Annotated in this window: 5 protein-coding genes; 2 read left to right on the plus strand and 3 right to left on the minus strand. The window is 31.5% G+C overall.

The window, feature by feature from the left end:
* Nucleotides 1-59: 59 nt before the first annotated feature.
* On the minus strand, nucleotides 60-464 hold the full coding sequence (locus RMO53_RS10125) for a DUF1573 domain-containing protein (RefSeq protein WP_310380221.1): 405 nt from the start codon (nucleotides 462-464) through the stop codon (nucleotides 60-62).
* 179 nt (nucleotides 465-643) lie between these two features.
* Here RMO53_RS10125 and RMO53_RS10130 point away from each other — a divergent pair, with 179 nt between their 5' ends.
* A complete protein-coding gene (locus tag RMO53_RS10130) occupies nucleotides 644-1900 on the plus strand; it encodes a HAMP domain-containing sensor histidine kinase (RefSeq protein WP_310380223.1) in 1257 nt (418 codons plus the stop codon).
* A 60-nt stretch (nucleotides 1901-1960) separates the two neighbouring features.
* Nucleotides 1961-2647: a response regulator transcription factor gene (locus RMO53_RS10135; protein ID WP_310380225.1), complete on the plus strand. Its 687-nt coding sequence runs from the start codon at nucleotides 1961-1963 to the stop codon at nucleotides 2645-2647.
* Nucleotides 2648-2860: 213 nt separating this feature from the next.
* Here RMO53_RS10135 and RMO53_RS10140 read toward each other — a convergent pair whose 3' ends face one another.
* Entirely contained in the window at nucleotides 2861-4963 is a 2103-nt protein-coding gene (locus RMO53_RS10140) for an ATP-binding protein (RefSeq protein ID WP_310380227.1), read from the minus strand.
* A 142-nt stretch (nucleotides 4964-5105) separates the two neighbouring features.
* On the minus strand, nucleotides 5106-7409 hold the full coding sequence (locus tag RMO53_RS10145; protein WP_310380228.1) for a radical SAM protein: 2304 nt from the start codon (nucleotides 7407-7409) through the stop codon (nucleotides 5106-5108).
* Nucleotides 7410-8044 lie beyond the last annotated feature (635 nt).

Below are 8044 nucleotides of genomic sequence, written 5' to 3' on the forward strand. Positions count from 1 at the left end.
TTATAAAAAAAAGGTCCAAATCTGAATTGATTTGGACCTTTTTCAATCAAAAATTTATATTAAATAACTGTTCCTTTAAAGGTAAGAACTGTAGGCGTTTCGCCGGTATTAGTAGTTACAGTAACCGTTTTTGAAAAAGCACCTTTGTTAGCAGCATTGTATGTTGCAGTAACCGTTGCTGTTGCTCCAGGTTGTATTGGTGTTTTTGTATAACTTGTTGCTGTACAACCACATGATCCTTTAACATCTGTAATTATCACAACGGTTTTTCCTGTATTCTTGAATTCAAAATCAATCGATTTTGGTTTGTTTTGTGGAATTTCTTGAACGTCAATCAGTTCACTTTTCCAAGATACTGAGCTTGTAGTAATAGTAGTTACCGTTTTTACTTCAGATTTTGTAATTGTGCTAAATGACATTAATCCTAATGATAAAGCCAAAATAGAAATTTTAATAGTTTTCATAATAATAGTAATTTAAAGGTTTAAGTATTATTTTTTTGATTGTAAAATTTAAACAAGTCAAATGTATATTAGAAAACCAAAAGCTAGTGTTAACTGCTTTTAAATGTTTGTTAATGACATGTTAATGCTAAAATGAGAACGAATTTTTCCTTAATATTACACTTTATAAACACTTTTATTTGAAAACCAAAAAACTAAATATTGTCATAGTTCTAGGCCTTTTTGCTATCATTGGTATTTTGATAGCACAATTGCTTTGGACAAAAGAAGCTTTTAATCTTGAGGAAAAAAAATTCAGCCAAAAAACGCATATAGCATTACTTGAAGTTGCAAAAAAATTATATGAAGGCACAAACCACGAACTGCCAGCAGAAAATCCAGTGCGAAAAATTTCAAATGATTATTATATTGTCAATATTGATAATGACTTTGAACCCTCGATTTTAGAATTCTATCTAAAATCCGAATTCAAAAAAACCAATATAAATCTAGATTTTGAATACGCAATGTACAATTGTCAAAGTGACGAAATGGTTTATGGAAACTATATTACATTGTCTAAAAACAGCAAAAAAGCAAGTTCTATTTATTTCCCAAAACACAAAAATTTAGTCTATTATTTTGCTGTTAGATTCCCTACCCAAACCAGTTATTTGTTCAGTTCAATGCGGTTTTGGTTTATACTTTCTATAGCTTTAATTGTAATTTTATTGGTATACGTATATTCGATTTATACTATTATTCAGCAAAAAAAATACTCCGAATTGCAACGTGATTTCATCAATAACATGACACACGAATTCAAAACTCCACTATCTTCGATTTTATTAGCATCTAATTATTTAATTCAGCAAGACAAAATAAAATCCGATAAAAAACTAGAAAAATATACTGGAATTATTATCAATCAGAGTAACAAACTCAACAATCATATCGAGAAGATTTTGAACATTGCCAAGTCTGATAATTCACCTATGACATTGGAAAAAAAGGAAGTTGAAATAACTCCAATTTTGAAGGATGTCATCGAAAATATAAAACTCAAACATCAAAATCTTGAAGTTTCAATTCATACAGAAAAGGAATTTAGCATTCAAGCCGATGTTTTTCATTTCACCAATATTGTATATAATTTATTAGATAATGCAATAAAGTATTGTGAGGTAAATCCAAAAATAGTGATTTCGATTAGAGCCGAAAAAAACCACATTAATCTTTCTTTTTCCGATAATGGAATTGGAATTCCAACCAAAGATTTGAATTTTATTTTTGATAAATTTTATAGAATTCCAACTAAAAAAAGCAATGAAGTCAACGGTTTTGGTCTCGGATTGTATTATGTAAAAAAGATTTGCATCTTGCACAAATGGAAAATTTTCGCTGCAAATAATACAACCAAAGGGATAACTATTTCTATTGTAATACCTATTCAATAACAATTTCAATGGCAATTTCAATGGCAATTTCAATGGCAATAGCAATTTTAAACTATAAAAATGACAAAATATAAAATCCTTTATACCGAAGACGACGAAACTTTAGCTTTTTTGACCCAAGACAATTTGGAGCAAAACAACTACGAAGTCACGCATTGTACTAATGGTGAAAAGGCTTTAGAAGTTTTCTCAAAAGAGCAATTTGACATTTGCGTTTTTGATATTATGATGCCAAAAGTAGATGGTTTCGAACTCGCCACAGCAATTAGAAAAATAAATACTGATATTCCTATAATTTTTCTCTCAGCAAAAACCTTAAAGGAAGACAGGCTCAAAGGGCTGCGTCTTGGCGCCGATGATTACCTCGTAAAACCGTTTAGCATCGAAGAATTACTACTGAAAATTGAAATTTTCCTCAAGAGAACCAACAAAAATAAAAATAGTGAAAAAGAACTATTTAAGGTTGGAACTTATTGTTTTGATCCAAAAAATTATCTCTTAAATAATGATACTGAAAAAATAATTCTTACCCAGCGGGAATCAGAATTATTAAAATATTTTTTAGAAAACAAAAATATAGTCCTCAAACGAGAAGAAATATTAAAATCACTTTGGGGTGATGACGATTATTTTATGGGACGCAGTTTAGATGTTTTTATTTCTCGTTTGCGCAAAATACTCGCAAACGAAAATGGGATTTCTATCGAAAATCTACACGGAATTGGATTCCGATTTGTAGCTAAGTAAAAGTCAAAATTTAATGTCGCATTTTAGTGAAGCACTAAATTAATTTGCCACAAATTTCACAGATTAACACGGATTGATTCGTCACAAAGCTTAAAAATCATTTTAATCCTTGAAATCTGTGGCAAAAACTTTTTATCCTATTTTGATAGTAAGACAATATATCTTTCTAATTACTTATAGCATAAAATTTGAAGGATTATTTGACATTAAAAATTATTTTTTATTTCGAAAAACATTTTCAATTACTTCAAATAATTTTTCTCTGTTTATAGGTTTGGTTAAGTAACCATGGAATCCAGCTTTTAAAATTTTTTCTTCATCTTCAACTGAGGCATAAGCTGTTTGAGCTATTACAATAAGTTCTGGTCTAATTGCTTTTATTATTTCTAAAGCTTCAAAACCATTCATTTTAGGCATTTTAATATCCATAAGTACAAGGTCAACACTTGAATTCGATAAGCAAAAATCAACTGCTTCTTGCCCATTTATTGCTCTTATAATTGTATAATTTTTTGATTGCATGATTTTTTGAAATAATAAAAAATTAATATTATCATCCTCTGCAATCAAAATAACTCCATTCTCTTTGCTTATAAAATTATCTTTAACTTTGATGGGTTGAACCGAAATCATTTGGGCATTGTCGAGTTTTAATGGGATTGAAAAGGAAAAAACAGAACCTTTATTGACTTTAGATTTTAAAAATATTTTCCCACCCATCATTTCAACATAGGCTTTTGAAATAGCCAATCCAAGTCCTAAACCTCCTTCGTTTATTGAAGCATCGCCATCGACTCTTTTGAACCTCTCAAAAATATGTTTCTGATTTATTTCATCGATTCCAAGTCCACTATCTTGTATAACAAATACTATTTCATTGTTTTTTTTATTGATTTCATAACCAAAGGAAACATAGCCAGTATTTGTAAATTTTATAGCGTTTGTAACTAAATTGATAATGATTTGCTTCAATTTAATTTCATCAACAATAATGGTATAAGCTGCTGGGTTTTTATTTTCGATGATAAAAAAATCAATCGCTTTAGATTTTGGAATCGTAACTTTTATAGTTTCAAATAATTCATTTATACAAGACTCTAAATTTATACTCGTATAATTAGGCGTTATTTGATTCGAATCTATTTTCGACATTTCGATAAGATCATCAATTATTGAAACTAAATTTCTGCCACTTTTATCTATCACATTTAAGTATTCTAATCTCTCGGCATCCGTTAAATTAGTATGTAATAACAAATCCGTAAAACCATTTATTGCATTCATAGGCGTTCGAATTTCATGCGATAAATTGGCAAGAAAGGAAGATTTAAGCCTATCACTTTCTTCGGCTTTGAGTTTTGCCTTAACTAACTCCAGCTTTTGAATATTATTTTCTTCGAATAAATTTCCTATATAACTAAACTCTCCAGAAGTAGATTTTAAATGCTTTATTGCTTTTTTGCTGCCTGTTTCGAGCACAGTGGCTACTAATTCTAAAGGATGATAAACTAATTTTCGAGTGTAAAATACATTGATTAATAAATTAATAATGAATGCAACCATAATGATATAAAGAATGTCAATTGTATTTTCAAAATACACATCAAATTTTCTTTCAAATAGTAACTTTGCAATTACCTTATTGTTATTGTCTTTTAAATCGAATGTGGAGTAAATATGATGTTTGCCTGTACTATTTTTAGCATTAGAATCTATAAATTGAATACGAGAATTTGTGAGTTTTTCTAAATTTTTTAAAAAATTAGCATCTAAAAGTCGCACCACAAAAAAGTAGCCAAAAGCTTTTGTTTTATTTTTTTTAGAGTCATCAGATGGATGTATTGCAGCACCAGAAACTTCAATTATTCCTTCTGGTATTTTCATATAAAACTTACTTAAACCTGATTTATTGAGGTCTAAAATAGCTTGTTTTGATATAAAATCAATCGTCTTGATTTTTGAAGTAGCAGTGTGAATTACAAAATTTTGATTGGCATCATAAGTTCCTAAATAATCAACATTATATATTTCTATTTCATTTGCAATCGATTCATTGTACCAAATTGTATCTTTACTCGTAATAAAGTTTACATATTCATCCCAGTTTGAATCATTATTTATAGCAACAGAAATAGGTTTTGAATCTAAAACTACCAATTTAGTAACCTCGTTAGTAAACTGTGCTTTGGAGTTAGTATACACTTGGTTTTCAACCTGTTTTGTATAATAAAAAAGTATATAATAGAGGATAATAAAAAAAATACTAGAAGAAAAAATCAATAATAATATTTTAGGATACGTTTTTTTTACTTCCATTATTTTCAAAAGATAAATCAAATTTTTAATTAATTATGGGTAATATTAACATTTTAAAAATAAATAATCAAATAAAATAAAAAACTTAGTAAATAGTTATCACAATTAATAATGCGTTGAAATGAGTAATCCTAAACAGCAATTACAACACCAATAACCCAAATTCTCGCAACGTATTAATAGGTTTTGAATACCAAAACAATTCAAAATTTTCAAAACGAGTCTCAAAATCTGTTTTAATTTCCAGAAAAGTATGGGTTTTCTCTTTTGAAACCGCAATTTTATCAAGGATTTCTACCAACCATTCCCCTTCATTTTTATTGGTTTGAATCGTAAAACTTTCCTTTTTATCATGAAAAGTCAAAGTCATCATTTCCCAACTATTCTCTTTTTTGGATTTAATAAAATGTTCTAAAATTGGCTTTCCTCCTAGCCAAACTATTTTGGCTGTAGGCTTGTCATTGCGAGAAAAGACCTGTCCGCCGTGGCGGAAGCAATCTAAATCATCCTCCAAAGCATCAACAATAAAATCGGGATGTATTTTTGTCTTTGGAATTTTGAAATCGAACCAATCCTGTAATTCGTAATCAAAACAGATTCCGTGCATAAAATTGTACAAGGATTTCTTTAATCCAAAACTGAATTTATCGTGATCAATTCCCGTTTTGTCCTTAAAATTAATATCGTTATTGGCAAAAGTTCCAATGCTTTCGGTTTCCTTGACCACACCAAATTTCTCTGGATACATTCCCACTGGACTGTGCGCCGTCATCGCAAATTGATGCCAAAAACCGGATTGCAAAACGCCCGCTTCAAATAATTGTCGCACCATTTCCAAGCTATCAATAGTTTCTTGAACGGTTTGCGTTGGGTAACCGTACATCAAATAAGCGTGAACCATAACTCCAGCTTCGGTGAAATTACGGGTTACTTTTGCGACTTGTTCTACCGTTACGCCTTTGTCTATCAATTGCAATAATCTATCCGAAGCCACTTCTAATCCGCCAGAAACTGCAATGCAACCTGAGGCTTTCAAGAGCAAACACAAATCTCGGGAGAAACTTTTCTCGAATCGGATGTTTGTCCACCACGTAACCGACAATTTTCTACGAAGAATTTCGAGTGCCAAAGCCCGCATCAGTGCTGGTGGCGCAGCTTCATCGACATAATGAAAACCATTTTGTCCCGTTTGCGAAATCATTTCTTCCATTCGATCACACAATAAATTGGCTGCAATGGGTTCGTAAAATTTGATGTAATCTAATGAAATATCACAAAAAGTACATTTTCCCCAGTAGCAACCGTGCGCCATCGTGAGTTTGTTCCAGCGACCATCGCTCCACATTCGATGCATTGGGTTCACAATTTCGATAACCGAAATGTATTTGTCCAACAACAAATCTGAATAATCGGGCGTTCCAACTTGCGATTGTTTATAATCTGGTTTTAAGGAATTGTTTTTATAAACTACAACACCATTTTCTAATAAAAATGTTCTTTTAAAATTTGGTTCTTGAGTTTGTACAGAATTAGAAAATGAGATTCTTCCTGCGTCAGACCCGAGAGCAAAGCTCGAATTGGCGTAGCAATGACTAATATGAGAGTATAAAAGTTCCACAGGCAATTCACCATCATCCAAAGTAATATAATCGAAAAACTCAAAAACACGAGCGTCAGAAAGCGAACGCAATTCGGTATTGGGAAAACCGCCACCCATGGAAATTTTTATGTTTGGATAGTGTTTTTTTACATATTGAGCCGAACGAAAAGCGCTGTATAAATTCCCTGGAAAAGGAACCGAAATCAAGAATAATTCGGGTTGAATGGTTTCGATTCTCTCTTTTAAAATCGAAATTAATATCGCATCAATATAAGTTGGTTCTTTTTGTAAAGCTTCGTACAATTCGTCGAAAGAATTCGCGCTTCGTCCCAAACGTTCGGCGTAGCGGCTGAAACCAAAATTACCATCAACACATTCTACAATAAAATCCGAAATATCTTCAAGGTATAAAGTGGCGAGATGTTTGGCTTTGTCCTGTGTTCCCATGGTTCCAAAAGCCCAATCCAATTCTTCGAGTTGTGCAAAACGAGACGCTTCGGGTAAATAATCTTCCTGACAAATTTGTAATGCCAATGTTGGATTTTTCCCTTGCAAAAAGGCAATAACCGAATCGATGGTTTTGATGTATTCGTCTTGTAAAGTGAGGATTCTTGTCGAATTATACGATATTTTTTGATCTACAACCTGAAACTTTGAACTTGAAACCTGAAACAAATCCTTTAATCCTTCTTTCGAAAATAATTTCAAAATCACTTCGATGCCTAAATCCGCTTGGGTTGCCGAAATGTTTTTAGTATTCAGAAAACCTTTGATATACGCTGTTGCCGGATACGGTGTATTCAGTTGAGTAAATGGAGGCGTGATGAGAAATACTTTGGTTTTCAAAAGGAATGTTTTGTGCAAAAGTAAGAGAAATTTAGGATTTAAATCTTTTAATCTTTTGACTTTACCAGAAAACACGCCGTTTTTTTGTCATGCTGACGTGAGGAAGCATCTCATTTTTTTGCTTGCGTTATGTGATTTGCTTCGCTTGTTCGCAATAGCTTGAATCTCTCGGCGGTTGAAAGGGCAACTAAAGCACTATGAACTGGAAGTCCATAGATTTGGTTTTGCAAACTGAAAGTCTGCACTGTTGAAATGTAAAATTAACCGCGAATTCGCGAATTAAAAGCTCGAAAAACGGAAAATAATTAGCGAATTTGCGGTAAAATATTTTTAGAAGCGAAAGCGAAATGCATTAAAGTGCAAAGTTTTAAACTATATTTAAGACCAATAAACCCTCAACCTAATGGTTTAAAAAAAGAATGAGATTCATTATCGAACGTTTTCTGTATTTAAGAATATAATTACTACTTTTAAATTCTGAAAAAAAGCCTAATGACGATTCAACAGTATCTTTCTAAAATAGATACCTTACACAAAACAGGGAACGCACGAGAACACTCCTATCGTGGCGATTTACAAAATCTGATAATGGCAATTTTGCCCGATGTTTTGGTAACCAATGAACCTGCCAGAGT

The organism is Flavobacterium sp., assembly GCF_031409475.1.
In the GTDB taxonomy this organism is placed as follows: domain Bacteria; phylum Bacteroidota; class Bacteroidia; order Flavobacteriales; family Flavobacteriaceae; genus Flavobacterium.